Raw genomic sequence first — 24,423 nt, forward strand, 5'->3', positions numbered from 1 at the left:
CGCCTAATAGTTGGACAACTATTACAACAGTATGCAATCAATTGTGTTTGAAATAATCAAACCATATGATATACTACAATTAGTAGTAGGTACTAATAACAGATGATATGCATATTGGGAGGAATTTTTATGACTCTTTCTTTACAAGGTCGAACTTATGTTGTAATGGGTGTAGCAAATAAACGCAGTATTGCTTGGGGAATTGCTCGTACTTTACATAATGCTGGGGCAAATCTTATTTTTACATATGCGGGCGAACGCTTAGAGTCAAGTGTCCGTGAGTTAGCTAGTACTCTAGAAAGTGATTCACTCGTGTTACCTTGTGATGTAACAAATGATGAAGAGGTAGCAAATTGCTTTGCATCTATTAAAGAGAAAGTGGATGTCATTCATGGTGTTGCTCATTGTATAGCTTTTGCTAATAAAGAAGAGCTAAGAGGCGAATATATGAATACGACTCGAGAAGGGTTTTTACTTGCTCATAACATTAGCTCATATTCATTAACAGCAGTAGCAAAAGCTGCAAAGGAATTGATGACAGAAGGTGGGAGCATCGTAACCTTAACTTATTTGGGCGGTGAGCGTGTCGTATCTAATTACAATGTAATGGGTGTTGCTAAAGCATCTCTTGAAGCAAGTGTTAAATATTTAGCTAACGATTTAGGACAGTATGGTATACGTGTAAATGCTATTTCAGCTGGGCCTATTCGTACACTATCAGCAAAAGGTGTTGGCGACCTAAACACAATCATAAGAGAAATTGAAGAACGTGCACCACTCCGTCGTGCAACAGACCAAGAAGAGGTCGGAGATACAGCTCTGTTCCTATTCAGTGACTTATCTCGTGGTGTAACAGGTGAAAACATCCATGTTGACTCTGGTTATCATATTTTAGCTAGATAATTGACTTTTAATTATTAATTGAGTACAAAAAGCCCTTCGCATTGCGAAGGGTTTTTTGTGAGGGAAGTCTATATTAGTACACATTGATTTATTATATCTTTTACATACATAGATTTAGGGGAAGAACCATTTCCTACAATCAAAAGCTTGTCATTTTCTTTAACAATTATTGTACGACTAGAGTTTTGATGAGGTGAATTATGGAAGGTTTGAATAGCTCTTTTTGCATTAGTTGATACGGACGCAACAGGATAATTAGGGTATGCAAACAAATACCCTTGCCCATATTCTATGCCTAACTGTAATACAACTTCAAGTTCTTCTATTGTTTCAATTCCTTCAGCAATTACTTTGCTATTCATCCTTTTCGCAAATGTGACGAATGCCTCTAATATACCTAGCTTTATTTCATTTTTGTGCACATCACAAATTAACGAGCGGTCTACTTTAATATACTCCGGTGTTAATTCAGATATTGCCTGTAAAGAAGAGTATCCTGCACCAGCGTCATCAATGGCAACTTGAAAGCCCTGAGCACGATAATGATGAAGAACTTCTCTAAATGCTGTAAAATCCTCAATTGCACTTCGCTCTGTAATTTCAAATACAACCTGATGAGGTTGAATATTAAATTCATTTAGAAGCTTAACTGTATGGCCAGGCGTAAAAGATGGATCATGAATGACCTGTGAACTAATATTTAAGAATAAAACCTTATTATTTAAAAATGATTGAGCGGTTTCAATTGCTTTTTCACGGCATACTTTTTCCAGTGTATACAATTGATTACATCTTTCTGCAGTAGAAAAGAGGGCACTAGGATAGTGCAAAGGACTTGTAACAGGGCCTCTTGATAATGCTTCAAAAGCAAATGGCTCCGCTGTTTTTAATGAAATAATAGGTTGAAATATAGATAGAATGTTCTTGGTGTTTAGTAGATGAGAAAGTTCATGTATCGCTACTAAGTCTGGATGTTGCAATATAGTGTCCTGCATGAAAGGAACTCCTTCGCGAAAATTGTCCTATTTTGACAATATCATCATATTGTTAAGTAATTGTGAATGTTATGTTAAGAATACTAAAATTACATTTTTAAATTAAGAGGTGCATATAGTAATAGAAATGAATGGAGTTAGGAGGAGCTTACATGAAGCCCAAAAGAACAACACCCCCGTTCTTATATATTACTCAACCAACACTTCCAGTTAGTGATGCACACATGCAGAGAGTCTATTATAAAAAACAGCAAAGTCAGGCAGATGAAACCGAGCCTATCACCGAAGAGAAATCTAGTGAAGAAATTCGTGAAACGAAACCGAAGCTTTCTCCATCGAAAAAAGCGTTTGAAGATATGGCGTCTCTAGATAAAATTGATTTTTTACTTGATGTCCCATTTTTTCTACCAAAATCTGCATGTGAAATTGTTACAAAAGATGGCCGTTACAAAGGAATAGTTAGTAATCATGATGCTACGACCGGATTTGTTAAAATTGAAACGGCAGAAAAGCCTGTTGTAATTAGCACTCAAGATATTATTCAAATTAGAGTCCTAAATTAAAACCCATATAAACGATTAATTGCTTTTATAGTAAAGGATGAATCGAAATTAATTATTAACGTTTGAGTTTGAGTGAGGATCATTATTTTGTTTGCCAAGCCTATTTTAACCAAGGCACGGTACCTCCCATATTCGATTGCATACAAATGTAATGGAGTTAAAATATGCAGGAGGTATGAATATGAAGAAAACCAAAAAAGATACTCCTCTCATGTATATTTCACAACCAGACTTAAAAGTGGAAAATACATCAAATCAGAAGGATTATTACTCTAAGGAACGTGAGAAGGAAAGAGAAGCAGAACGAGCACGGTTTGATCCTCATTTTCAAAGAGAACATTTCGTTACGCATGAGAAGAAGGACAATATCGACGAGGATGTAACGCATGAAAAAGCAGTTCATAAACCTTTTAAAGACATGTCCATTTATGAAAAAATTGAATATGTCATGAATATTCCTTTTTATTTGCCTAAGGTGCCATGTGAGATTTTAACTGAGTCAGGAACATATAAAGGAGTAATAAAGTCTTTTGATAAGGAAGCTAATGTTATGACATTGAAGGTACCAGGCGTACGTCAGCCTATGGAATTTGCAATTCATGAAATTCAAAAAATGAGATTGTCAGGTATGTAAAAGAACCGGGGTGAAAATCAATAGGTTTTCACTCTTTTTTTTACGTTAAGAAGTACAAGTTTTTCAACCTAGATAAGTGTCTAGCTCCAGAGCCTAGTCAGTTTTCATTTATAAATAATCTTCCTTGAGTATGTTGTGAAAAGGGTGATATGAAATATGATGCTTTTCACAGCTCGAGATCTTAAACCGTCCCCGTCCGGAGGGAAGACCCTTCCTGGCGAACGTCTAAAGCTGGTCGGGGCTGAGCAAGGCGCTTGCGCTTTGCTTAGTATATAAAAAGAGGACCAAACTTTATGTTTGGTCCTCTTTTAAATAGTTTACACACCACGAAGGAAAATGTCTCTTAAGCACTGTACAGCGCAGAAGCAATCTAGGTCAACTGTGATACATGAGTTAGTAGCGATTAATCTTTGATCACCTTCAACAACGTCACATGCATCGTCGCCCCTACCAACAGGCATTAATACACGTAACACAGCGCAGCAATCTTTAACGCTTTCTACGCGGAAGAATGGTGATAAGCAATCATCAAAATCGTTGCAGCCTTTTTTATGACCATGATGACCACCATGTTCGAAGTCTTCAGCATCTGCGTCAGTTGGTATCATAACTGGCTTAAATAATGCTTTAAATAATTTACCTTCCTTTGTATATAGAACGAAAGGACGCGTGTTAGCACGTGGTTGGTTGTTGAATACTTCTCCTAATACAGGGTTGTTACAGTTATGCGCGCAAAAATCATCATCTTCTACAGCATCTTGTAAGTCTGCGATAAATTCAAGAGTCTCGCATACACATCTATTGTCTTTTTCTTTACAACTCATTAATTGTTTCCTCCTTTTTTTTATTGATACTACACTTATAAGGTATTGAGAAATGTGTATTTATGTTAGTGCGTTAGCCCGGTTTTTCAAAAATAGGCGATTTCATGAATTCTTTAGAATAGAAGGAACTTCTGATAGTTGGTGTAATAGCCCAAACAGGACTAGACGGATGTGCATACAATACAACCGAAATGACATTAAAGAAGAGGGAGGTTAAAAGTAAATGTCAGAAAAGCGCAAACCACAGGTTATTAAAGTAGGTAAATTAATCGTAAAAGCAGACGAGGTAATTGTAGTAAACGAACGTAAGCGTCGTTTAGATCCTTGGGGCTTTCCAGTAAGAGATACTGAAAAAGTTGATGATGTGAAATTCTTAGAAGATCTAGAAGATGATGATGACTTCAAAAAAGAATATTAATACATCGACTGCAGAGGGACTACGTAGCTAGTTCCTCTTTTTAATCATTGTTAACAAATCCAAGTAGGTAGTGTGCTGACACAAGTTATTCAGATTTAAAGTTCAGATTAAAAGTCACTAGTCTATCGGCTATTATCTTTAATTTTATACGATGTTTTGTGAGGTGAACTATGACTATTTTTCTTTTCGTTCTTTTCTGCTTAGCCTGTTATCGGTTTACGCGTCTTATTGTCTTTGATGAGATTACCAGCTTCATTCGCGCTCCTTTTCATGATGAGGTTGCTGAAGTAGATGAAGAGGGGAATGAGGAGACGTACATTGTTATTAAAGGTAACGGACTTAGGGCATGGATAGGAAAACTGCTAAGTTGCTTTTGGTGTACAGGTATGTGGGTTGCTATTGCCTTATATGGGTTATATATTTTGGTTCCAACCATTTTAATACCGATTATTTATATAGGGGCTATAGCAGGAACTGCGGCCTTTCTTGAAATTTTGACTCAAAAATTAATGGACTAGGCGTATGAATCTAGCACAATTCTTATAAACGCATAATATGTAGTACTTGATTTGTATAGTTGAGAGGGAGGAAATTATATGAGTAAAGTACATCCACATCCATCTAAAAGAACTAAACCAGCTACACAGGTAAAAAGAAAAAAGAAAAAATGTAATTGTCGACCAGTGCGGAGTACACGAAAAGACCCGGAATCTTAAAATCCGGGTTTTTTTAACGGATAGGAAGTATAAATTTTTTACCTAGATCAGTGTCTAGCTTCTGCGCTTTTCTTACGGACAGGAAAGCATAGATTTTCACCTAAATCAGTGTCTAGCTTCAGGCGCCAACGGCTCGAGGGAAAAATATAAATCAATTTTTCCTTGGTCACAAGCCAATCGTCTCTGGAAGTCAGGACTTCCGACGCGCTCGTCTTATACTAGTTGCCGTTAAGCGGGCGCTATGTGCTTTTCTTAAATACGAACCTCAATGGATGTAAGGAAATAGGCGCATTTACGCTTTTGTTATTTACATATTTTGTTAAGTGGTGGTGTTCATAATTCTTACCATAATGTCTCATCCTATTAAAAGACTAAAAAATACTTAGGATGATGAGCTATGAAACATATTAGTATTTTAACGCTTTTGTTAACTTTTTTATTAACCTATAATCAAGTGCAAGCATCTCCAAGTGACAAGGCAGAACAGTTAGTAAAAAGTCACGAGGAAGTTACAAAGGTTGTTTCTTATGAAAATGATAAACATGTTCTTGTAGCATTTCGTGTTAAACAGTTCCAAAAATTTTTCAAAAAAAGAATTGAAAAAGACATAAAAAAAGAGATTGAAGAGGAGTTTAGCGACAAAGATGTACTTGTTTCAACTGATTTAAAAATATTTATTGAAATAGAACGCCTTAATAGGCTGATTGAAGAGGAAGATGTTGATGAAAAGAAAATTGAAAAGCAAATAAAAAAAATTACTAAGCTTAGCAAGGAACAGACGTAAGGAGGGTGTCGTAAATGAATGATAAGAAAAAAAAAGTCACAGCAGAAATGAAGCAATATCAACAATTTGAGCAACAAAGGGAAACTCAGCGCCCTCTTTTGAAAAATTGTCTTCGCGCCTTTGTCGTAGGAGGACTATTTTGTGTTATAGGTCAAGCGATTTCGTTATTCTTCATATATAATTTTAATTTCACAGAAGCAACAGCAGGAAATCCAACAGTAGCAACTATGATATTCATTGCAATGCTGTTAACAGGCTTTGGTGTGTATGACCATATTGCTCAAGTAGGAGGAGCTGGATCTGCCGTACCTGTAACCGGGTTTGGAAATGCTGTTATATCAGCTGCTATAGAGCATAAAACGGAGGGCTATGTGCTAGGTGTAGGAGGAAATATGTTCAAGCTTGCGGGATCTGTTATTTTGTATGGGGTGTTTTCTGCCTTCGTAGTGGCTCTTATAAAAACAATTGTTCTTAAAGTGGGAGGTTTGTAAATGATACAAGGTAAACAAACATGGGTATTTAATAATAAACCTACCATTCTTTCGACAGGTGTTGTTGGAGGACCATTTGAGGCAGAAGGTGCTATACAAGAAGATTTTGATAAGTTTTATGATGACCTTTGGTTTGGTCAAGATTCTTATGAAAAAGCACATCGTGTGCTGTACGAGGATGCTTGTAGCATAGCACTTAACAAAGCGGGGATTCAAAAGGATCAAGTTCATTTTTATATTGCAGGTGATTTAATTAACCAAATTACACCATCAAGCTTTTCGGCAAGAACCTTAGCAGTTCCTTACATTGGCTTATTTGGAGCATGCTCCACATCTATGGAGGGTTTAGCATTAAGCTCTCTCATAATCGATAATGGGGGAGCCGACTATATATTAACTGGGGCAGCAAGTCACAATTCAGCAGTAGAAAAGCAATTTCGCTATCCGACAGAGTATGGAGGACAAAAGCCCCCAACATCACAATGGACAGTTACGGGCGCAGGTGTTGCTTTAATAGGGAAAAATGCTATAGGACCTCAAATCACTAGTGCTACAATCGGTAAAGTTATTGATATGGGATTATCAGATCCATTTAATATGGGCGGGGCGATGGCACCTGCTGCTGTCGACACGATTGAAGCGCATCTACGAGATCGTGGTATTAGTGCTTCTTATTATGATGTAATTGCAACAGGCGATTTAGGAAAGATAGGTAGAAGAGTCTCTTATGATTTACTTAATGAACATGGTGTATTACAAGATGATGGGATGTATAAGGATTGCGGTCTTATTATTTACAAACAAGATCAACCTGTTTTTTCAGGAGCCAGTGGCGCAGGTTGTTCAGCTACTGTTACATATGGACACTTATTAAATCAAATGAAACAAGGCACTATCAAAAAGCTCCTCGTGGTAGCTACAGGAGCTTTATTATCACCATTAAGCTTTCAACAAAAAGAAACGATCCCTTGTATTGCTCATGCCGTTTCAATTGAGATGAGCTAAAATAATTATAGAAAAGGGTGATTAATATGCTAGCAAGCTTTTTTTGGGCGTTTGTAGTAGGAGGCATTATATGTGTAATTGGACAAATTATGCTCGATAAATTTAAATTGACCCCAGCTCATATGCTATCTACATTTGTAGTTATTGGGGCGATTTTAGATGGATTTGGCTTATATGAGCCATTAATTGACTTTGCAGGAGCTGGTGCAACCATTCCAATTACTAGTTTTGGCAATTCGCTTGTGCATGGTGCGATGCAAGAAGCTGAAAAGCATGGAATTGTCGGTGTTATGACAGGTATGTTTGAGGTTACTAGCGCAGGTATATCAGCTGCTATTATCTTTGGTTTCATAGGTGCGTTAATATTTAAACCAAAAGGATAACCTTTCTTAATTCAGTGAATACACTAGTGATATAAAATATTCAAAACACTATAATAGGCAGTTATTTGAGATAACATAATTAAAAAAGGTGTGTTCATGAATGAATAAATTTGATCAGGAACTGATTAATATTTTTACGAGACGTTTTGAAAAGCGAAGTGCTAATGCAAGTGAGCTTGAGGGCTGGTGTAATGATATCGGCAAGAGATTGGATAAACTAGATAATGATATGGAATCGGTTGCTTCTAAATTTTCAAAGCATCTTGAAAAGCATGCAACAGATATAGAAAAGTCGTTATAAATATAGATGATCGGATTATAGGGCAAATGTCTATACGTTGGATGTGCCTCCTGCATAATATGTTATAGACAACATGTAGGAGGTGAAGAGAATGAGCTACGGATACTGTGGATATGGTTATGGTGGTGGCTACGGTGGTGGCTACGGCAACACGTTTGTGCTGATCGTCGTGTTGTTTATCTTATTAATCATTGTAGGTGCAGCATTTTAATAATTGATTTCATAAAGACGCGCTGGCAGTTCATGTCAGCGCGTTTTTGTGGGTGTTTAAAAGCTGAAGCAAAAATAATGTTAACTTATTGTCCCGATAGAAAGAGCGGGATGATGTAGGTGAATGAGCAAAACAACAACTTCCTTTCACCAATTTGCAATTTTTTCATACGATATAGCATGTAAAGGAGGAGGCTGTTAATAATGGATAATAACCTTTTTAAAGGAATTGAGAAAAAAACTGGTGTGAACATGAAAGATGTATTTGAACTAGCTAACTCTGTCCAAAATGCAAATTTTCAAGATGAGAAAACAGTTCGTAGCATAGTTCATCGTGTATCTAAAATTGCAAACAAACCAGTATCTAAGGACCTTGAAGATAAAATTGTAAAATCAATTTTACAGAACGGTAAGCAACTAGATTTTTCAACAATTGCTCAAATGCTAAATAACAAGAAATAATTGTATGGTGCCTCCAATTAGGGGGCTTGTTTTACATAGTTTTTAAAAACGTATCAAAAGGTTTAATGAAGTCTGAATTTTTAGTATAATAATAGGTGTAGGATGACATTGTTTAGGGTATAAAATTAATAGAGGTGATTATATGGGATACATTTTACCTATTCATCACGTGCAGTATACCCAATATGCAAATCGGACAGCAAATGTACAAAATACAGCATACACTGTGTCTCGGTTACAACCTACTCCTAAATCTTCAAGACGAAAAGGAGAATGGGATGAAGCTAGCTTTGCAAGGCTACTTAAAGAAAAAACTTATCGATATAACCAATCGTATGAAACAATAGCGACAGGAAAAGAACATACTATTGATCAATATGTTTAGGACTGACGTTGTCAGTCCTTTTTATATTTTATTTAAAATAAAGTGAACTTTTAGGAGGATGATCATTACCAATGGTAACATTCGATGATTTATGAAGCTAGATATTCGTGTCGGCACAGTCTTGGAGGCTGAACTTTTTCCTGAAGCACGTGTGCCAGCAATTAAGATGAAGATAGATTTTGGCAATGAAATTGGCACAAAACAAACAAGTGCTCAAATTACAAAACGTTATGAGCCCAATAATATCGTGGGTCGGCAAGTAGTAGCGATTGTCAATTTTCCTCCAAAGCGGGTAGCAGGGTTTAAATCAGAGGTGTTAGTGCTTGGAGGAGTTCCGGAAAAAGGGGATGTCATATTACTTAAGCCAGATCACACACTTCCTAATGGCACTTCGATATCTTAATTAGTTTATAAACCTAAGTACATTATGGAACATAATTTTCACATTAGTCTAATTCAGGTAATAATTTTCACTCCTAATTATATGTTACAAGGGAACATTACTAATGATCCTAACTAAAAAAAGGAGTGACTATTTGATGAGGTTTAAAAAAGCGTTGTTAATATGCTTACTGTCTTTTTCGGTTTTTATGAACAATGACACAATATTTGCAGCTCCCCCTGAAAATGAGTTAAACCAGTACTTAGCTGAAATTGGTTGGACCAAACAGGATTTAATGGATTATCTTGATTATTATGAAATACCATTAGAAGAGTTTAGTACAGTGGCAGAATTACAATTCATTTTAGGTACCCCAATTAATGCCGCTAATCTTCAGGAGGTCCTGTCTAAATACAATCTTACAGAGGCTGAATTAAACGAACTTATGGATCACTTTGGAGACTCCTTAAATGACTACACATTTATTGAGGACGTTGATGCGGCTGTTGATTTTTATGTGAATCATGATGAGTATATGGCAGGTGTAGAAAACGAGTTAGCGAAAATTGGTCTCACAGAAGAAGAAGTAGAGAAATTCTTTACTTACTTAACTGAAGTAGAAGAAAAAAATGAAAATCAGCTTGATCAAATGGAAGGAATAGATACTCGATTAGAATCGTTTCTTTATGTTGATGATACTTCTCAACTCTCGGACGAAGAGATTGATGAACTTGTTCAAATAATGGAAGAGTCTATTGCGCTGTATGAAATCAAATTCAAATTTTCGTTGGATAATAAAGACATTTCTTTGAATGAACTTTTAAAAATGAAGGAAATACCATCGACTTTGTATGCAAGCATTTATAGTACAGCGGGAGAATTGCTTATTGATTTTGCATTACCTCCTGAGTACTTTGTGACAGCAGAGGTTATTGACGAAGGTGAAGAAATGGTACATGTAGGAGAACTGTCTGATGACTTTGTTGATCATATGCATGAAGAAAAGTACGATGAGATTCATGGCGGCTTAAAATAACGACTACATCTAGTAAGCTTGGTCATTACCATAGGACCAAGCTTTCTTCTGTAGGAAATTATTTATCGCTAAACCCAGACGTTATCAATAGTGTTAGGCTATTGATGCATGTGGTTTATAGATATCAAGAAAAAGCGAGCGTTAATCAAGAAAAAAAGAGTGTTTTTCAAGAAAATTGTGTGGTTTATCAAGAAATTTCAATCAGTAATCAAGAAAAAGCGCCGTAATCAAGAAAAAAAGAGTGTTTTTCAAGAAAAACGTGCGGTTTATCAAGAAATTTCAATTCGCAATCAAGAAAAAGCACCGTAATCAAGAAAAAAAGTGTGTTTTTCAAGAAAAACGTGCGGTTTATCAAGAAATTTCAATCAGTAATCAAGAAAAAGTGTAGTTATCAAGAAAAAAAGTGTGTTTTTCAAGAAAATTGTGTGGTAATTCAAGAATCAGGTAAGTAACCAAAAAAACTCAACCACATATTTAACAGCGCAACCGTTTTTAGATGAAAATCAATATCCTTGTACATGTAATGGCTGGTTTTGGCGCCATTCAGCATACAATACATCGTTTATGGACGAGTGTCCGTGTTTTTTTAGTTGCTTTAATAACCATGCTTCATCATGGCCTGTTTGTTGAAGATTGTCACGGACAACCTCACCATCTAGTATAACTGTGATGGGTAAGTAAACACCTTGCAAACTCATATGATGATCTTGCTTGGTTGGTTGGTTATATTGATCTTTTTTTAACACACTGATGGATGCATCTGTTTCAAGGATTGCGTATTCCACTTCACTGATTGAAAAAACATCCTTTGAGCGTAGCAAATGTTGCAACTGATTTAAGTCTAAGTTATTCTTTTTTAAGGCTTTATAATCAATTTTCCCCATCGAGATAACAATCGTAGGCTGACCTTCAAGGAAACTTCTCCAACGCTTAATTTTTTGAGTCATAAATTCTACTACATAAATCAAAATTCCCCAACCTGTGATAGCGAATAAAATCTTACCAATCCCTATCTCATCGTCAAATAAAGCGTTTCCTACTAATTCTCCTAATACAAGAGCGGAAATAAAGTCAAATACTGTAATTTGATTGATTTGTAACTTTCCAAGAACCTTTGTTAAAATAAATAACGCAATAAATCCAACAAGTAGTTCAATACTAATTTGTAAATAGTCCATGATGTTCACCCTAATTAAAATGCTGTGATACTAGGTATTGTTTGTCACATAGACCTTTTTATACTGAAAGAAAAAAGGATTGCGCTAAAAAGCCCAATCCTAAATTCGAAAAGATTAATTCATATTTTTTATCATTGTTACATGTGGGATGCCTGCATCCATAAATTCATCCGATACTGTTTCGTATCCTAACTTTTTATAAAATGCTTCAGCATGTGTTTGCGCATTTAATTTCGTTTTTGCTACATTAGTATCCTTCGCATACGCTTCGATTGCGTGTATCAATAGATTTCCAAGACCTTTGCCACGGTGAGACTTCATGATACAAATACGTTCCACTTTTCCATACCCATCCACTACGCGAAAGCGGCCTGCACCAACTGGTTTGTCCCCATCGTATACAACAAAGTGTTCGGATGTTTCGTCAAATTGGTCCATCTCTTCTTCCTCTGGTACATTTTGTTCATCGATAAACACGACTTTTCTAACATAATATGCATCGTCTAGCTGTTCAGGTGTTGTTACATGTGTGACGTTCATCAAATACTACACTCCTAATCTAAATGTTTCAAACACGGTCCAAGAACCGTTATCAAGCTGATATAGTAAATGGAACCGATCTATATTTTCTTCATGGTTAAACTCTGTCATACGTAATTGTCCAAGTACATCGGCATGCTCATCATCAGAAAGCCTTTGTCCAATCGTGATGTGAGGTACAAACGCATGCTCAGGTGTTGTTGGTAAAAAACTGTTGTGAAGCTCACGTTGTAACGCAGTCATCTCCTCGTGTGGTTGCACCTTAAAATACACGACATTGTTGACTGGGTAAAACGAACTTACCTTATCAAAACGAAGTGGAAACGGCTTGTGAGAAGCGGCAATCTCTTTTAACAATTTCGGAAGCTGTGTCAATTCGCTTTCATCAATTTCAAATGGCTCACGTAATGTAACGTGAGGTGGAATAAGAGCATAATGAGGGTCATAACGCATTCGATAGGAATTTGCAAGATCTTGAACTTTTTTTGATGGAAAAATGGCAATACCGTATTTCATAACAGCGCTCTCCTTTAAAATTTATGCTATATTACTGAAGCTAATTATAACAAAATCTTCTGATAAATCATACAGATGACAAACATCTACAAGTCTCGATATATAAATTCTAATGCATCTGATAAATCTGTTTGCCACGTCGTCCACGTATGAGTTCCATCTTGATTTTCACAATATTGATAATCATTAATTTTGTGAACGAGTTGTGCATACAACTGTTTATTTTTTTCAAGGAAATTAACGTGCTTATCTTTGCTTGTTATCACATCTTGCTCTTTTTTACCTATTGAGTGATACATACGAATGCTATGCTGTTGATGCCACTCTTTGACTGTATTCAAAACTGTTTTATTCACATAAGGTGACTGTAAAATCACGTTACCAAATGTATGCGGATAACGTAAGCAGGTCAACAAAGAGACAGTAGCGGCAAGTGAATCACCGACCAGACTGCGAGTTGAACCCATGAGGTACGTCGGGAACTCCTTGTCTATGTATGGAACAAGCTCATGAGCTAGAAAACGAATGTAGCTGTTATTCTTAGATCCATTCGGATGATATTTTTCATAACGGTCTGTCACATCACGATAAGGAATGGCAACAATAACCGCAGGGCGGTAGCTTGAATTTGCAAAGATAGAGTCAGTTAGCCCGCGTAGCATACCAAGCTGCAAATAATCTTGTCCGTCTTGCACAATTAGAACATCGTATTTATAAAGCGTCGAGAAGCGAGGCGGCAAATGAACAATCAATTCAATTGTCTCTTGTAGCTCCTTACTATAAAGCTGTTTCCCAATTGTTTTACTCATTAAGTTTCCCACCTATTGACATATAAGTATAGTTCGCTAGCTTCACTAAAATATTGTAACATATTCACACATCAAAAGTGGTATATCAAGATTTCGCAGGGAAAGCATACAAAAAACGTGTCGAGTTATATCACGACACGTTCTTGATTTTAACGCATGTTTGAAAGATATCATGTTAGGATGGCTAAATTTCCCCGTAGATATAATCTTTTCTATTATTCAGGTAACTCAATTACAATCAAACTTAAATCATCAGATCGTTTGTGCAATAGTTGTACCTCTTCTTGTAGCTTTTGCATAATGTTTTGCTCATCTTTGTAATGTGTGATTCTGTCTACTAGCCAATCACTACAGAGTGTCATAGAATTCTCGAAAATTTCAAGTAAGCCATCTGTGTATAAAATAATGTAGCTATCTGGTTCATAATTAACATTCCCAACAGATAAGCTTGTAGTTGGTAACAGCCCTATTGGAATACCACCGTGGGCTAGCTCTTCATATGTTTTATCTTTTTTTATAAGTAGACCATGAGGGTGCCCAGCATTAAAGTATTCAATTGTCTTAGTGGAGGTGTCTAATAATAGGTATATGGCTGTACAGAATGTTGTAACAGGATGTTGACTTTCCTTAAATAGACGGAATACATGTTTATTGAGTTCGTTATAAATACCTTCAGGGTCACTTACTTTCGTAATAAGGCCCTCTAGTAGAGATTTAATCGACATCGCAACAAGACTAGAGCTTAAACCATGCCCCATAATATCAAGTAGCATAACACCGTAGCGATTCTGATCAATTTGATACCAGCTATAAATGTCTCCTGAAAGCTCTGCAGAAGGAAGATTCACAGCTTGTATCGTGCAAACTTCATTTATTAAGGATTTCGGACTAACACTTTCCTGGACAATCCGAGCTAATTGTAGATCACGATTCCGTTTTAGCAAGAACTCCTTTTGTAAAGTAGTGTCTTGAGCAATACCTATAACCCCAACAACATCTTCATCCACGACCATAGGGACGGCCGTTATATGTGTATACAGTATCTTCCCATCTTTACGAGTAATACGAAGTTCAAATGTAACTGAATTTTGGGCTAAAACCTGTTGAAAATGTTCTTTAGCAGTCTCTACGTCATCTGCAGCAACAATGGCTGTGAAATCCTTTTGCTCTAGGTCACTTTTTGAAAACCCTGTTAAACCAACAGCAGCCTTATTAACAGCTGTAAACGAGCCTTTAAGATTCAAAATAAAGGAAGGATTCGGATTGTAATCAAACAGAGATCGATATCTTTGTTCACTTTCGTCGAGCTCTCGTTTTACTTTATCGTAACTACTTGTAAGAGTGTCAGTTTTTTCAAAAAAACTAATCACATCTTCAGCTGCAATCGGTTTACTATAATAATAGCCTTGAAGTTGATCACAATTATTTTTATTTAAAAAATCAGCCATACGTTCATCTTCTACACCTTCAGCTATCACCACTAAGCCAAATGTATGCGCAAGTTGGATAATCGCTCGTATAATCTCGGCATCACTACTATTGTTAGAATGCAAATCTTGGACAAAGCTACGATCAATTTTTAATGTGTGAATAGGGAAGGATTTTAAATAGCTAAGTGATGAATAGCCAGTTCCAAAGTCATCAATTGATAAGTATACGCCAAGGTCTCGCAGCTCGTTTAAAATGACCGAATCATTTGCATGCATAATGGTGTTTTCTGTTAATTCTAGTTCAAGATATTTTGCAGGTAATCCTGTTTCCGTTAATATCTGCTTTACTTTTTCTACGAAATTAGGGCGTTGAAGTTCAATAGCCGAAATATTAACCGCGATGCGAATCGGATTGTAGCCATCATGAATCCACTTCACCATTTGTCTACAAGCTTCTCGCAATACCCAGCTTCCTAATGGAATAATTAACCCTGTTTCCTCTGCAACAGGGATAAACGTATCGGGAGCGATCATACCATGCTTTGGTGAATTCCAGCGTACTAACGCTTCCACACCGACTGTTTTATTTCGACTAATATCTAATTTTGGCTGATACTGTAAAGTCAAATTACCATCTTGAATCGCTTTTCGCAGTTCACTTTCTAGTATAAGTTTATCGTTATATGAACTATAAATCTCTTGTGAAAAAATAGTATAACTATGGCGACCGAGTAACTTAGAACGCTGCATAGCAATATCACAGTGTTTCAAAATGTTTGAAATGTCATCTGTTTTATTTGGATATATAGTAGCACCGATACTACACGTAATTAGGAGTTCGTGTTCACCGACAAGGAACGGTTGTTGTAGTGCTGTTAATATATCAGCACAGTACTTATTCAACCTATCTTCTAGTGAGCAGTCATCTACAATAATAACAAACTCATCTCCGCTTAATCGATAAACAGAATTGGGATGAAGACCACGAAGTATATGAGAAATGTGTATAATAACGTCATCCCCAACTTGGTGTCCAAATGTCTCATTAATCTGTTTAAATCGATCAATATCAATATGAATGACTGCAAACGTTTGTTTTTGTGTATTTTCAATAGCTTGTAAGAAACTACGACGATTTGGTAAGTTAGTTAAATCATCGTGATAGGCTAAGAACTCTATCGTTTGCTGTGCCTTTTCCATTTCTGTGAAGTCAGAGACACTACCAATGACAGCAATTACTTGATCATCTTCCATAATAGGTGTTAAGACTGTATACACCCATTTTCCAAATAAGGTATGTTTATAAGAATGTGATTGACCATTAAAAGCAATTTTATATTGTGCAAGCATAAATTCTGCTTCTTTAGGTGTAAACAGAGACTGCGGTGTATTTCTCTCGTCTGTTTTTAACTCAACATTATACTGTGTCGCTAATTGCCCCTCGAGTAAATCATAGTATATTGTCCCATCTTTATCTCGACAAAGTTTAAAAACAGCGTTATTAATGAGTTGCACAGTTTGAAGGAAGTCAGCTTTGATCTCTTCAATACGAAGCAGTTCGAGTTGTTTTTCTCTTGTAATATCTGTACGAAATGAAATGAAATAATCGATTTGTTTTTCATTGTTAAAAATGGGGACTATAGTGGTTTGCACCCAGTACATACTTCCATCTTTAGCTCTATTTTTAATCTGTCCGCGCCAGATGTTGCCTGAGAGAATGGTATTCCAAATGTTTTTATAAAATACACTGTCGTGATAACCTGATTTTAAAATATTATGATTTCTGCCAAGTAGTTCTTCTTTCTTATATTTAGAGATGTGGCAAAAGCTTTTATTAGCATAAATTATCTTGCCCTTTACATCTGTAATCGCAATAATTGTAGATTCATCAAAGGCATATAATAAATTTTTCAAATGAACAATAAAGCCCTCAAGCTCAGATACAACCTTTTCATATTGCGTGCCTTGTCCATCATCAATGGCGTTCTTCAACTTCGATAAGCTATTTAAAATGGCTTCCGGCATTGTTTCATATATAGTAGAATTAAACATAAGAAAAACCCCTAATGGCGATCAATTTTTTTTATTATTATAGCATCTTTCAAATAGGTTTAGTGCTCTGAAAGTTTTGGGATTCATCTATAAAAGTGAGAAAGAAAGGATGCGTGTTTATATGAAAACAGAAACCTTTTTTTTACAAATGAATGATTCAACAGAGCTTTATGTGAAAAAGTGGTGTAGTGAAACAGTAACACCTATTGCGATCGTACAGATTGCCCATGGTATGGCAGAGCACATTGAACGTTATGATGAATTGGCTGAGTTCCTCGTTAATAAAAATATTTTCGTTTACGGTCATGATCATCGTGGGCACGGTCAAACTGTTCGTGATGGGATGGTAAAAGGATATTTTACTAATCATAATGGTTTTGAAATAGTAGTTGATGATATGAAATATATAACGGATTTTATTCAGGAACAACATAGAGATGTACCCATCTTCCTGTTAGGACATAGCATGGGCTCTTTCATTGTAAGAAGGTATATACAAAAACATGAAGCTCAAGAACTGGCCGGTGTAATATTATCTGGTACGGCAGGAAATCCTGGTATACTCGGAATTCTAGGGCGTTGGTTGGCAAAACGCGAAAGCAGTAAAAAAGGAGCAACTACAGAAAGCCCGCTCATGAATACATTAACGTTTGGTGCCTATAACAAAAAAATAAAGCAAGCACGAACAGAATTTGATTGGCTGTCAACAGATCAGAAAGAAGTCGATGCTTATATTGAAGACCCTCATTGCGGAGGGGTGTTTACGGCTGGATTTTTCCATGATCTTTTAACCGGTATAAAGACTATCCATAAAAGTGAAAATATTAAGAGGACACCACAATCATTACCTATTTTATTAGTAGCTGGAAAGGAAGACCCTGTTGGTGGTTTCTCAAAAAGTGTTCTCGCTGTCTATCAATCTTATAAGCAGGCTGGTATACAAGACGTAACAAATAAAATATATCCGGGAATGCGGCATGAATTATTTAAAGAAATAGAAAGACAACAAGTTTTTGATGATGTGTATACATGGATAAAAGATAAATTACAAGTGTAAACGTAATTGTTTATGATGGCAGTAACAGGCCATCAATAGATAACTAGGTATATTTTACTATTAATATAATTTTATAGTACAAAATAACTATATATTTGTAAAGCGTATTTGTGAGGTGTATTCTTCAAACTACATATTTGTGACGTTTAGTGTTTTTGGTAACATGATATCAAAAAAAAAGTAAAAAGCTAAATATGATAAGATAAACGATGGTAACGCTACCAACTTTTTTAGTCGCAGATTAACACAAAATGTTCAAATTCTTAGGGGTTTTCGTTTGTTATAATTATAAACGTTTGAAAATTCATGAGAAAACATGATGCTGTGAATAAAAAATGCGGAGGTATTAACTTGGAAATTACAAGCGTATTCTTTGACCTTGATGACACGTTACATGATCACCAAAAACCATTTGTTGAAGCTTTTGAGCATTGCTTTCCAAAAGAAGCAAAAATCATTCCCCATGATGCAGCTTATAAAAAGCTACGCAAATATAGTGATATTCTTTGGGAGGATGTTGTAGCAGATAAAATGACAATAGTTGAAATGCGTATAGATCGGATAAAAAGAGTACACGCCGATTTTGGTTCAACTATTTCTGACGAAGAAGCGTTATATTTCCAAGAACGCTATGAAGAAGAGCTTGATAATATTCGTTTGTTTCCTGAAGTGAAGCGGGTACTATCTACACTGCTTGAGCATGATTACGAGGTTGGAATTATTACAAACGGACCGGCAGAGCATCAAGCAAAAAAAATTAAACGATTAGGACTCGATGAATTTATACCTGCTGACCGTATTATAATCTCAGGCCAAATGGGTGTAGCCAAGCCTGATCAACGTATCTATGACGAAGCAATAAATCGTGTAAAACAATCTCCTAACACTTGCTTGTACATAGGTGACTCATGGATTAATGATGTTGCAGGTGCGATCGATGCGGGGTGGCAAGCCGTTTGGTTCAACATACGTAAAAGAAAACCAGACACAAATCACAAACCAGTTCTTGAAACAAAGCAGTTAACTGATATTCTTCGTTTGTTAAATATCCCCATTCAAAAAGCAATATAAGTAAAAAAGGCTCACGCTTCAGCGTGAGCCTTTTTTGCGTTAATCAATCCCAATACTTACTCATCATCTGAGAACGATTTGCTCCGCCTCTATTATGGCAATCCTGATACATAGATTCAAGCTCTTCCTCTGAAAAATCAGGGTGCATTTCTTTCATAAAAGGTAACATGTCTTCAAAGCTGAAATCTTCAAATTTGTCCATCATATGAGGTCCGAATTTCCATGGCTCGTCACTTTCTTCTGCTAACACGGCCGTTGTAACGGCTCCTAATGCAATAGTTGTCGCTAAAGTGATAATTGCTAATTTTTTCTTCATAAGTATTTTGTCACTCCTTTCGTGTACATTAAGTATGACTAAAAATTATCGAGAAATGTTGCAGTAATTGTGACTAATTTGTTACGGGTGGTGGTATTTCTTAGGTTAATTTTGATGTAGAAAACTCATACTAACATTGATTAACATGAAGGAGGCAAATATATGTTTCACTATACTGTTTCAACAAATAAATCAGTAGAAGTTGCAATCGCTGATTTAGAAAAACAACTACAAGAAGAAAAGTTTGGGGTACTTTGGGCATTTGATATTAAAAGCAAGCTTCAAGAAAAAGGACTGGAATTCTCTAAAGCATTTCACGTATTAGAAGTATGTAATCCGCATGAAGCAAAAAAAGTATTAGACGAAACTATGATGGCAGGCTATTTTTTACCATGTAAAATTATAGTCTTTGAGGATAAAGATGATACAAAGATTGGAATGGTTAAGCCATCTGAACTAATGGGGTTACTTGAAGACGAAAACTTAAAAAACATAGCACTAGACATTGAAAAAAGACTCACCTTCTGTATCGACAAAGCAGTATAGTAACGGCAGACCGGGGACGGTTCTCATGCATCCATAATAGCTGGAAAGGCAGAGTGGGGACGGTTCTTACTCTGCCTTAATAAATAGTAAGGAAGCGTCGGGGCGGTTTGAGACCGAAAGTGACAGAGTAGAAATAAGAAGCTTCCCATCTACTGTTGATATGCTCCCCTTAAGGTAGACAGATTAAAAAATAAAATCTGTTTTACCTTAAGGGGAGCTTTTTGTGTCTAATAAATTTTTTCCCTATTGAATTTAAGTATGTAGTGAATTATCTTCTTCTTAATATCTTTAACGCAATATTTGTTAGACCCAAAAGCTATGGCTCTCATGTATTCATCAACAGTGGGGACTTATACGAGAGAACCGTATTTTCAGTGTAATAGAATATGAAATAATGCTTCATTTTTTAGCCATCTCGATACTTTCTGCATAAATACGGTGTATAGTATATTTTAGTTGATAGTTGAAATTATTAAATAAACATTGGAACGTCTATATAATAGCGTAAAGCGGTCAGTGTAGGAAAAGACAGATAGATTTAGCCGTTTTATGGCTAATAGAAGAGCGTACGAGTGGATGAGGGTGTACACCATTAGGACTAAGTTGCAAAATTAAAAACAACACAACGAGTACTATGGTTTCCAAGAAAAAGACACCACTCTAATTGAGAGGTGTCAATGTCAAATAAATTAAGCTTTTGTCCAAGTATCAGTCATCGTTACGTCTGCTGCTTTTAACATTGTGTACACAGGGCAACGTGATTCTACTTTTTCTTGTAGCTCTTTAATTCGATCTTCAGATTCAGTTGTTGTTACTGAAGCTTCCACATTTATCTTTTCAAAGTAAGGGCGAACTGATGGGTCCCCCATGAAACCTTTAGGATTGAATTCACCTGTTACATTAAAAGTAATTTCTTTAAGGTCAAAATTCATTTCTCTTGCAACCATGCGTGCTGTCACGTTTTCACATGCCGCTAGTGCTCCTAGTACTGATTGTAGCGGATTAGGGCCCATATCTTTCCCGCCCATTTGCGTTCCTTCATCAATAATAAACTCTTGCTTTCCAGCTTTTGCTTTGACAGTAATTCCTTCAGTTTCTGCTTTTACGAGTAATTTCATGTTAGACATAATTAATTTCCCCTTTTCTTAGATGATTTTATACAAGATGATTTAATATTTTATGCTACAGAAGTTTTCGCAGGTTTGCTTTTCTTATCAGGATTAAACCAATATTTCCCTGCTAACTTGCCGTAGTATGCAATAGTTTGTTGTTGTACAACAAAAGCAATTGTTACAATAAGAGCTGCTTCGGCTCCAAAAGAAGTCGCAGCCAAACCGATAGCGATAGACAGGTTACGAAGAACTGTACCATTTACTAAGGCAATACCATCTCCACGGTTTAAAAACATTTTTGCAGCAATCGTACTAATAACGTAATTCAGACCATAAAACACAATCAATACGATAAGAGCAAGTGCAATTAACTGTAAGTTGGACATAATCATTTCAGCGCGCATACTGATACTGATAAAAACAACATATAGCATCGCCCAAATGCTTAATGGTCCAAACTTTGGTTTAATTTGCTTTTGGAATTGCTCTGGAGTGTATTTCTTCATTAAAAACCTAAACGTAATATGCCCCAAAATCATCGGTACAAATACAACCATAATAATGGAATGAATGGTGCGCATTACATTAATATTTACATATTCCCCAACCATAGCAAGTAAGTACCAAGGTGTTAACAGGGAGCCCACAACAAGTCCAAATACTGTTAATTTTACAGCAGCGGGTACATTTCCTTTTTGTAAGGCAGTCCAAGAAATAGTCATTCCACTCGTTGGTAACAAGGCTGATAAAGCAAGTCCCGCAAACATAATGGGATGCTCACTCAAGAACGTCTTTCCTAATCCAAAGGCCACTAAAGGTATAATGGCAAAGTTAATAAGTAAAGATAACCATAGTACCTTTGAACCTTTAATAGTTGTCAACTCTTTAAACTTAAATCCAACCATTGTGGCATATATCATAATAATCGTAGCCAACATAATGGTAGGGCGTAAAAAGCTTGTGTCAACGAACGTACCAATAATGAAACCAAGTATCAATGTTAATGGTACGCTAAGTAATAAATACTTTTGTGGGAAGACATACAGCTTATTCATAACTTCACCTCTCATGATGTAATGTAAACAACTGATAGATTAATATAATACCCAGTGGGGTACAATAGATACTATACAGGGTATATTATTATTTGTCAAAAGTTTTTTTGAAATATTTATAGATTCATTGATATATAAGGGTTATTAGGTAAAAAAGAGACACTTCAAAAGCAAGCATCTCTTGTTAACCAGGTACTTGTATTTTCTTTTTTACTTTCTTTGGTTTTGAACCAAAAAAGAAATTCGTGACATAAGGAGCTACTAAAAATAATACAATTCCGATTAAAGCTGTAGCTAAAATATAAAGACTGGCGAGAATTTTTATGGACCCGACTGCTAAGCTTGCTATTACGACGGAAAATTCCCCACGAGAGGTTAATGAAAGACCAGCACGTAATGCTACACGATTTGATAAACCGTACAACTTTCCACCGAAAAATCCTGTTATAATCTTTGCGACAACTGACCAAATAATTAAGATAAGTAGTAATGGTAGGAGTGGAATCCCTTCTGAAAAACTAATAGTTGTACCAAATGATAAAAAGAAGAAGGGAAGAAAGAGGTTTCGAATTGGTATCGAATACAATTCAAATGTACTGTTGCGTCTCGTTTCAGCTAGCATCATACCAGCTAAAAACGCTCCTAATACTTCAGATAAACCAAGTAATAGCGCTAAACCACCGTAAGCTAAAGCAATTCCGATTGTCATTAAAATAAATGTGTCACCGTCACTTATACGATCAACAAAATCACCAAGTTTTCTAAACACATATTTACCAATAACAATAGCACCAACTGTTAAGAGAACGATTTTTACCACTAATGTTGTCACGTTAAGAGGAGTGACACCTTCACCTGACGTAAATCCAATTAATAAGGCTATAACAATAGGAGCAACTAAATCTTCAAATATCAGTAAAGCTAAAATAAATTCAGATTCTGTGTTCGCCATTCGTTTTGAGGATTGAAGAAGCTGTGCTGTAATAGAGGAGCTAGTTGCATAAACAATACCACCAATTAAAAAAGCCGTTAAAATGTCGAGTCCCAGGAAAAAGCAAATCATTGTCGTAATACCCAAATTTAAGAAGGCATCTAACAAGCCAGCTGGCCAAACATTTTTGGCAATGGTTTTTAATTTATCAATAGGAAATTCAAGTCCCAGTAAAAAAAATAAAAGGACTATCCCAACTTCACTAGCAAAATGAAGTACTTCATGATCTGCAATGAAGCCACCAACGACAATCCCGAGGACTATGTATAATAGGATATCGGGAATCTTAATGACTCGATTTCCTATATGTCCTGCAACAAACAAAGCTAGCAACATGACACCGGCAATTAGTAACGTCGGCCAAGACGATTCGTCGGCTACACCTGCTGCCAATATATCCATGTCACGTAACCTCCCCATTGCACAGACGTTCAAATGACTTGATTTGTTCTTTCTTCCCTAATACCATGAGTGTATCTCCTTCATGAAGCTTAATATCAATGTCAGGGACAGCAATTACATTATTTTGATCACCTTGCTTCACAATCCCGATAATAGATGCACCAGTTTTTGTACGAATACGTGCTTCTCCGATAGCCCGATCAATGAGCGGCGAACCTGATGGTACTTCAATCCATTCTATTAAAATTTGATTTTTAAACAATTCCATCTTATCCGTATCGATTGGCTGATACATCGCACCAAGCAACTGCGCACCAAGCTCTCTCGTTTCATCCGCATTCAAATTAATCATGAAATCTGCTTCATCATTGTCCGCATCATCGAAAAAATACATATCGCGCTTCCCAGAGTGATGCACAATTAACACAATCTTACTCTTTTCAGCCGTTATAAAGGAGATTTTATGACCAATACCCGGCAATTCAACAGACTTTATCTTCATATAATTAACTCCCCACATTAAGAAAAGTATATTCGAATTTTGATTTTTCTAATACTTTAATTGTACCACATTTCCTTAATATGGATGGTTATTATTGTCTGAATTAGTGGATTTGACTAGATGGGGAGAGGTGGTGGACTATTAGAAGACTGTTATTCGTTAAAAAAACGGTATTTTCAAACGGAAGAAAATCGACGCTATTTAAAGCTGCACATAACGAAGAACTAGGGGGGTTTTACGCAGAAACAAGATAAATTTACGCAGAAACAGAATTGGTTTGCGCACAACTAAGAAAAAATTCCACACAACCGACAAAAATCTACGCATAAAATTTGAGTTTGGTCATCTCGTTCC

General features: G+C 36.1%; 31 protein-coding genes. 19 read left to right on the forward strand and 12 right to left on the reverse strand.

Annotated features, from left to right (window positions below):
- Nucleotides 1-129 precede the first annotated feature (129 nt).
- Nucleotides 130-903: an enoyl-ACP reductase FabI gene (gene fabI / locus EJF36_RS06330; RefSeq protein ID WP_125905507.1), complete on the forward strand. Its 774-nt coding sequence runs from the start codon at nucleotides 130-132 to the stop codon at nucleotides 901-903.
- Nucleotides 904-971: 68 nt separating this feature from the next.
- Here fabI and EJF36_RS06335 read toward each other — a convergent pair whose 3' ends face one another.
- A complete protein-coding gene (locus EJF36_RS06335; RefSeq protein ID WP_125905508.1) occupies nucleotides 972-1,898 on the reverse strand; it encodes an EAL domain-containing protein in 927 nt (308 codons plus the stop codon).
- A gap of 152 nt (nucleotides 1,899-2,050) precedes the next feature.
- On the opposite strand from EJF36_RS06335, the gene EJF36_RS06340 reads away from it, so the two are divergent.
- Together EJF36_RS06340 and EJF36_RS06345 are read left to right on the forward strand one after the other, a co-directional pair.
- Nucleotides 2,051-2,461, forward strand: a complete 411-nt coding sequence (locus EJF36_RS06340) for a CotO family spore coat protein (protein WP_185806834.1) — start codon at nucleotides 2,051-2,053, stop codon at nucleotides 2,459-2,461.
- Nucleotides 2,462-2,642: 181 nt separating this feature from the next.
- Nucleotides 2,643-3,095: a CotO family spore coat protein gene (locus tag EJF36_RS06345; RefSeq protein WP_185806835.1), complete on the forward strand. Its 453-nt coding sequence runs from the start codon at nucleotides 2,643-2,645 to the stop codon at nucleotides 3,093-3,095.
- A 317-nt stretch (nucleotides 3,096-3,412) separates the two neighbouring features.
- Here the strand turns inward: EJF36_RS06345 and EJF36_RS06350 are convergent, their stop codons facing one another.
- Complete coding sequence (locus tag EJF36_RS06350; RefSeq protein ID WP_125905511.1) at nucleotides 3,413-3,919, reverse strand: CotY/CotZ family spore coat protein; 507 nt, start codon at nucleotides 3,917-3,919, stop codon at nucleotides 3,413-3,415.
- Between the two features lie 223 nt (nucleotides 3,920-4,142).
- Between EJF36_RS06350 and EJF36_RS06355 the strand changes: the two genes are divergently transcribed.
- From EJF36_RS06355 to EJF36_RS06415, 13 genes are all read left to right on the forward strand, one after another.
- A complete protein-coding gene (locus EJF36_RS06355; RefSeq protein ID WP_125905512.1) occupies nucleotides 4,143-4,337 on the forward strand; it encodes a hypothetical protein in 195 nt (64 codons plus the stop codon).
- A 170-nt stretch (nucleotides 4,338-4,507) separates the two neighbouring features.
- Nucleotides 4,508-4,855: a DUF1360 domain-containing protein gene (locus tag EJF36_RS06360; RefSeq protein ID WP_125905513.1), complete on the forward strand. Its 348-nt coding sequence runs from the start codon at nucleotides 4,508-4,510 to the stop codon at nucleotides 4,853-4,855.
- Nucleotides 4,856-5,450: 595 nt separating this feature from the next.
- Nucleotides 5,451-5,837 (forward strand): YhcN/YlaJ family sporulation lipoprotein, encoded by a 387-nt coding sequence (locus tag EJF36_RS06365; RefSeq protein ID WP_125905514.1) that lies wholly within the window; start codon nucleotides 5,451-5,453, stop codon nucleotides 5,835-5,837.
- Nucleotides 5,838-5,851: 14 nt separating this feature from the next.
- Complete coding sequence (gene spoVAC, locus EJF36_RS06370; RefSeq protein ID WP_125905515.1) at nucleotides 5,852-6,328, forward strand: stage V sporulation protein AC; 477 nt, start codon at nucleotides 5,852-5,854, stop codon at nucleotides 6,326-6,328.
- Nucleotides 6,329-7,333 carry a stage V sporulation protein AD gene (gene spoVAD, locus EJF36_RS06375; protein ID WP_125905516.1) on the forward strand — a complete coding sequence of 335 codons (1,005 nt, stop codon included), beginning with the start codon at nucleotides 6,329-6,331 and terminating at the stop codon, nucleotides 7,331-7,333.
- A 26-nt stretch (nucleotides 7,334-7,359) separates the two neighbouring features.
- On the forward strand, nucleotides 7,360-7,716 hold the full coding sequence (gene spoVAE, locus EJF36_RS06380) for a stage V sporulation protein AE (protein WP_125905517.1): 357 nt from the start codon (nucleotides 7,360-7,362) through the stop codon (nucleotides 7,714-7,716).
- A 100-nt stretch (nucleotides 7,717-7,816) separates the two neighbouring features.
- Entirely contained in the window at nucleotides 7,817-8,017 is a 201-nt protein-coding gene (locus EJF36_RS06385) for a hypothetical protein (protein WP_125905518.1), read from the forward strand.
- 91 nt (nucleotides 8,018-8,108) lie between these two features.
- Entirely contained in the window at nucleotides 8,109-8,228 is a 120-nt protein-coding gene (locus EJF36_RS06390; RefSeq protein WP_125905519.1) for a YjcZ family sporulation protein, read from the forward strand.
- Between the two features lie 203 nt (nucleotides 8,229-8,431).
- Complete coding sequence (locus EJF36_RS06395) at nucleotides 8,432-8,689, forward strand: stage VI sporulation protein F (RefSeq protein WP_125905520.1); 258 nt, start codon at nucleotides 8,432-8,434, stop codon at nucleotides 8,687-8,689.
- 142 nt (nucleotides 8,690-8,831) lie between these two features.
- Nucleotides 8,832-9,074: a hypothetical protein gene (locus EJF36_RS06400; protein ID WP_125905521.1), complete on the forward strand. Its 243-nt coding sequence runs from the start codon at nucleotides 8,832-8,834 to the stop codon at nucleotides 9,072-9,074.
- Between the two features lie 91 nt (nucleotides 9,075-9,165).
- Nucleotides 9,166-9,477: a chaperone CsaA gene (gene csaA / locus EJF36_RS06405; RefSeq protein ID WP_125905522.1), complete on the forward strand. Its 312-nt coding sequence runs from the start codon at nucleotides 9,166-9,168 to the stop codon at nucleotides 9,475-9,477.
- 136 nt (nucleotides 9,478-9,613) lie between these two features.
- Entirely contained in the window at nucleotides 9,614-10,492 is an 879-nt protein-coding gene (locus tag EJF36_RS06410) for a processed acidic surface protein (protein WP_185806836.1), read from the forward strand.
- Between the two features lie 108 nt (nucleotides 10,493-10,600).
- Nucleotides 10,601-10,801, forward strand: coding sequence for a hypothetical protein (locus EJF36_RS06415; RefSeq protein ID WP_125905524.1), 201 nt, complete (start codon nucleotides 10,601-10,603; stop codon nucleotides 10,799-10,801).
- 194 nt (nucleotides 10,802-10,995) lie between these two features.
- Here the strand turns inward: EJF36_RS06415 and EJF36_RS06420 are convergent, their stop codons facing one another.
- From EJF36_RS06420 to EJF36_RS06440, 5 genes are all read right to left on the reverse strand, one after another.
- A complete protein-coding gene (locus tag EJF36_RS06420) occupies nucleotides 10,996-11,670 on the reverse strand; it encodes a DUF421 domain-containing protein (RefSeq protein WP_185806837.1) in 675 nt (224 codons plus the stop codon).
- Nucleotides 11,671-11,784: 114 nt separating this feature from the next.
- Nucleotides 11,785-12,210, reverse strand: coding sequence for a GNAT family N-acetyltransferase (locus EJF36_RS06425; RefSeq protein WP_125908292.1), 426 nt, complete (start codon nucleotides 12,208-12,210; stop codon nucleotides 11,785-11,787).
- Nucleotides 12,211-12,216: 6 nt separating this feature from the next.
- Nucleotides 12,217-12,726 carry a YjcG family protein gene (locus EJF36_RS06430; protein ID WP_125905525.1) on the reverse strand — a complete coding sequence of 170 codons (510 nt, stop codon included), beginning with the start codon at nucleotides 12,724-12,726 and terminating at the stop codon, nucleotides 12,217-12,219.
- A gap of 86 nt (nucleotides 12,727-12,812) precedes the next feature.
- Nucleotides 12,813-13,535, reverse strand: a complete 723-nt coding sequence (locus EJF36_RS06435) for an alpha/beta hydrolase (protein WP_125905526.1) — start codon at nucleotides 13,533-13,535, stop codon at nucleotides 12,813-12,815.
- Nucleotides 13,536-13,750: 215 nt separating this feature from the next.
- On the reverse strand, nucleotides 13,751-17,017 hold the full coding sequence (locus EJF36_RS06440; protein WP_125905527.1) for an EAL domain-containing protein: 3,267 nt from the start codon (nucleotides 17,015-17,017) through the stop codon (nucleotides 13,751-13,753).
- A 121-nt stretch (nucleotides 17,018-17,138) separates the two neighbouring features.
- Here EJF36_RS06440 and EJF36_RS06445 point away from each other — a divergent pair, with 121 nt between their 5' ends.
- A complete protein-coding gene (locus EJF36_RS06445) occupies nucleotides 17,139-18,074 on the forward strand; it encodes an alpha/beta hydrolase (RefSeq protein ID WP_125905528.1) in 936 nt (311 codons plus the stop codon).
- 351 nt (nucleotides 18,075-18,425) lie between these two features.
- The gene (locus tag EJF36_RS06450; protein WP_185806838.1) at nucleotides 18,426-19,145 is read left to right on the forward strand and encodes an HAD family hydrolase; all 720 of its coding nucleotides are present in this window, start codon (nucleotides 18,426-18,428) and stop codon (nucleotides 19,143-19,145) included.
- Nucleotides 19,146-19,188: 43 nt separating this feature from the next.
- Here the strand turns inward: EJF36_RS06450 and EJF36_RS06455 are convergent, their stop codons facing one another.
- A complete protein-coding gene (locus EJF36_RS06455) occupies nucleotides 19,189-19,461 on the reverse strand; it encodes a CUE domain-containing protein (RefSeq protein WP_125905530.1) in 273 nt (90 codons plus the stop codon).
- A 162-nt stretch (nucleotides 19,462-19,623) separates the two neighbouring features.
- Here EJF36_RS06455 and EJF36_RS06460 point away from each other — a divergent pair, with 162 nt between their 5' ends.
- Nucleotides 19,624-20,007, forward strand: a complete 384-nt coding sequence (locus EJF36_RS06460) for a DUF302 domain-containing protein (RefSeq protein ID WP_125905531.1) — start codon at nucleotides 19,624-19,626, stop codon at nucleotides 20,005-20,007.
- A gap of 689 nt (nucleotides 20,008-20,696) precedes the next feature.
- Here EJF36_RS06460 and EJF36_RS06465 read toward each other — a convergent pair.
- The 4 genes from EJF36_RS06465 to EJF36_RS06480 form a co-directional block, all read right to left on the reverse strand.
- Entirely contained in the window at nucleotides 20,697-21,134 is a 438-nt protein-coding gene (locus tag EJF36_RS06465; protein ID WP_125905532.1) for an OsmC family protein, read from the reverse strand.
- 50 nt (nucleotides 21,135-21,184) lie between these two features.
- The gene (locus EJF36_RS06470) at nucleotides 21,185-22,174 is read right to left on the reverse strand and encodes an arsenic resistance protein (RefSeq protein ID WP_125905533.1); all 990 of its coding nucleotides are present in this window, start codon (nucleotides 22,172-22,174) and stop codon (nucleotides 21,185-21,187) included.
- A 184-nt stretch (nucleotides 22,175-22,358) separates the two neighbouring features.
- Entirely contained in the window at nucleotides 22,359-23,567 is a 1,209-nt protein-coding gene (locus tag EJF36_RS06475; RefSeq protein WP_125905534.1) for a cation:proton antiporter, read from the reverse strand.
- A 1-nt stretch (nucleotide 23,568) separates the two neighbouring features.
- A complete protein-coding gene (locus EJF36_RS06480) occupies nucleotides 23,569-24,069 on the reverse strand; it encodes a cation:proton antiporter regulatory subunit (protein WP_125905535.1) in 501 nt (166 codons plus the stop codon).
- Between the last annotated feature and the right edge of the window lie 354 nt (nucleotides 24,070-24,423).

The sequence above is a fragment of the Bacillus sp. HMF5848 genome, from assembly GCF_003944835.1.
Lineage (GTDB): Bacteria > Bacillota > Bacilli > Bacillales > HMF5848 > HMF5848.

Excerpts from the sequence above, each read along its gene's own strand:
- EJF36_RS06415 (WP_125905524.1), top strand. The coding sequence starts at position 10,601 with ATGTGGTTTATAGATATCAAGAAAAAGCGAGCGTTAATCAAGAAAAAA.
- EJF36_RS06390 (WP_125905519.1), top strand. The coding sequence starts at position 8,109 with ATGAGCTACGGATACTGTGGATATGGTTATGGTGGTGGCTACGGTGGT.
- EJF36_RS06365 (WP_125905514.1), top strand. The coding sequence starts at position 5,451 with ATGAAACATATTAGTATTTTAACGCTTTTGTTAACTTTTTTATTAACC.
- EJF36_RS06410 (WP_185806836.1), top strand. The coding sequence starts at position 9,614 with ATGAGGTTTAAAAAAGCGTTGTTAATATGCTTACTGTCTTTTTCGGTT.
- EJF36_RS06430 (WP_125905525.1), bottom strand. The coding sequence starts at position 12,726 with ATGAAATACGGTATTGCCATTTTTCCATCAAAAAAAGTTCAAGATCTT.
- EJF36_RS06360 (WP_125905513.1), top strand. The coding sequence starts at position 4,508 with ATGACTATTTTTCTTTTCGTTCTTTTCTGCTTAGCCTGTTATCGGTTT.
- EJF36_RS06465 (WP_125905532.1), bottom strand. The coding sequence starts at position 21,134 with ATGTCTAACATGAAATTACTCGTAAAAGCAGAAACTGAAGGAATTACT.
- EJF36_RS06345 (WP_185806835.1), top strand. The coding sequence starts at position 2,643 with ATGAAGAAAACCAAAAAAGATACTCCTCTCATGTATATTTCACAACCA.
- EJF36_RS06455 (WP_125905530.1), bottom strand. The coding sequence starts at position 19,461 with ATGAAGAAAAAATTAGCAATTATCACTTTAGCGACAACTATTGCATTA.
- csaA (WP_125905522.1), top strand. The coding sequence starts at position 9,166 with ATGAAGCTAGATATTCGTGTCGGCACAGTCTTGGAGGCTGAACTTTTT.
- EJF36_RS06335 (WP_125905508.1), bottom strand. The coding sequence starts at position 1,898 with ATGCAGGACACTATATTGCAACATCCAGACTTAGTAGCGATACATGAA.
- EJF36_RS06340 (WP_185806834.1), top strand. The coding sequence starts at position 2,051 with ATGAAGCCCAAAAGAACAACACCCCCGTTCTTATATATTACTCAACCA.
- EJF36_RS06480 (WP_125905535.1), bottom strand. The coding sequence starts at position 24,069 with ATGAAGATAAAGTCTGTTGAATTGCCGGGTATTGGTCATAAAATCTCC.
- spoVAD (WP_125905516.1), top strand. The coding sequence starts at position 6,329 with ATGATACAAGGTAAACAAACATGGGTATTTAATAATAAACCTACCATT.
- EJF36_RS06440 (WP_125905527.1), bottom strand. The coding sequence starts at position 17,017 with ATGTTTAATTCTACTATATATGAAACAATGCCGGAAGCCATTTTAAAT.
- EJF36_RS06350 (WP_125905511.1), bottom strand. The coding sequence starts at position 3,919 with ATGAGTTGTAAAGAAAAAGACAATAGATGTGTATGCGAGACTCTTGAA.
- spoVAE (WP_125905517.1), top strand. The coding sequence starts at position 7,360 with ATGCTAGCAAGCTTTTTTTGGGCGTTTGTAGTAGGAGGCATTATATGT.
- EJF36_RS06385 (WP_125905518.1), top strand. The coding sequence starts at position 7,817 with ATGAATAAATTTGATCAGGAACTGATTAATATTTTTACGAGACGTTTT.
- EJF36_RS06400 (WP_125905521.1), top strand. The coding sequence starts at position 8,832 with ATGGGATACATTTTACCTATTCATCACGTGCAGTATACCCAATATGCA.
- EJF36_RS06355 (WP_125905512.1), top strand. The coding sequence starts at position 4,143 with ATGTCAGAAAAGCGCAAACCACAGGTTATTAAAGTAGGTAAATTAATC.
- EJF36_RS06395 (WP_125905520.1), top strand. The coding sequence starts at position 8,432 with ATGGATAATAACCTTTTTAAAGGAATTGAGAAAAAAACTGGTGTGAAC.
- EJF36_RS06425 (WP_125908292.1), bottom strand. The coding sequence starts at position 12,210 with ATGAACGTCACACATGTAACAACACCTGAACAGCTAGACGATGCATAT.
- EJF36_RS06475 (WP_125905534.1), bottom strand. The coding sequence starts at position 23,567 with ATGGATATATTGGCAGCAGGTGTAGCCGACGAATCGTCTTGGCCGACG.
- spoVAC (WP_125905515.1), top strand. The coding sequence starts at position 5,852 with ATGAATGATAAGAAAAAAAAAGTCACAGCAGAAATGAAGCAATATCAA.
- EJF36_RS06460 (WP_125905531.1), top strand. The coding sequence starts at position 19,624 with ATGTTTCACTATACTGTTTCAACAAATAAATCAGTAGAAGTTGCAATC.
- EJF36_RS06470 (WP_125905533.1), bottom strand. The coding sequence starts at position 22,174 with ATGAATAAGCTGTATGTCTTCCCACAAAAGTATTTATTACTTAGCGTA.
- fabI (WP_125905507.1), top strand. The coding sequence starts at position 130 with ATGACTCTTTCTTTACAAGGTCGAACTTATGTTGTAATGGGTGTAGCA.
- EJF36_RS06420 (WP_185806837.1), bottom strand. The coding sequence starts at position 11,670 with ATGGACTATTTACAAATTAGTATTGAACTACTTGTTGGATTTATTGCG.
- EJF36_RS06445 (WP_125905528.1), top strand. The coding sequence starts at position 17,139 with ATGAAAACAGAAACCTTTTTTTTACAAATGAATGATTCAACAGAGCTT.
- EJF36_RS06435 (WP_125905526.1), bottom strand. The coding sequence starts at position 13,535 with ATGAGTAAAACAATTGGGAAACAGCTTTATAGTAAGGAGCTACAAGAG.